Here is a 976-nt window from a genome sequence, read left to right as displayed (position 1 = left end):
GATCGTGCCGCCCTGGTGGCGGGCGACCTCGCCGATCACGGTATCGACGGCGTCGCGCTGATCGACGGCGGCCTGGATGCCTGGGCCGCCGCCGGCGGGCCGGTGGTGGAGACGCCGGACGACCCCCCGGACCGGGCCTGCATCGACCGGCTGTTCTTCGTCCACGACCGCCATGACGGCAACCTCGACGCCGCGCGCCGCTACCTGGAGTGGGAGCAGGGCCTGGTGCCGCGCCTCGACGACGCCGAGCGGCAGGCATTCGCGCGGCTGGACCCGGCGCGCGACCCGAGTACTCATGCAGGGGAGGATCGATGAACGAGCCCGATACCATCCGCGAGATACGCGACGCCGTCGCCCGTCTGTGCGGCGATTTCCCGGGCAGCTACTGGCGCGAGCTCGATGCCACCCGGGGCTACCCCGACGCGTTCGTGCGCCGGCTCACCGAGGACGGCTTCCTCGGTGCGCTGATCCCGGAGGCGTACGGCGGTGCCGGGCTCGGGCTCACGGCGGCGGGGGTGATCCTCGAGGAGATCGCGCGCTCCGGCGGCCATCCCGGGGCCTGCCACGCGCAGATGTACACCATGGGCACGCTGCTGCGCCACGGCTCGGAGGCGCAGAAGTCGGCGTACCTGCCGGGCATCGCCTCCGGCGAGCTGCGGTTGCAGGCCTTCGGCGTCACCGAGCCCGGGGCCGGTACCGAGACCACCGCGATCCGGACCTTCGCGGAGCGCCGCGGCGAGCGTTACGTGATCAACGGCCAGAAGGTATGGATCAGCCGCGTCGAGCACTCCGACCTGATGCTGCTGCTCGCGCGGACCACGCCCCGGGACCAGGTCTCGCGCAAGACCGAGGGGCTGAGCGTCTTCCTCGTCGACCTGCGCGAGGCGGTGGGCAACGGTCTCACCGTCCAGCCCATCGAGACGATGATGAACCACCACACCACGGAGCTGTTCTTCGACGACCTCTCGGTGCCCGC

The 976-nt window shown here is 71.8% G+C and carries 2 protein-coding genes; both read left to right on the top strand.

Annotation, left to right across the window (positions count from 1 at the left end; all coding sequences use genetic code 11):
• Nucleotides 1–315 (top strand): hypothetical protein (locus tag G7A99_RS21220; protein WP_205599981.1); only part of this gene is annotated, 315 nt, incomplete at its 5' end.
• Nucleotides 312–976 (top strand): acyl-CoA dehydrogenase family protein (locus G7A99_RS21215; protein ID WP_163143895.1); only part of this gene is annotated, 665 nt, incomplete at its 3' end. The genes G7A99_RS21220 and G7A99_RS21215, both read left to right, overlap by 4 nt.

The organism is Arhodomonas sp. KWT, from assembly GCF_010993615.1.
Note: the sequence above shows the minus strand (reverse complement) of the source record. Positions and strands in the feature narration are given on the sequence as shown.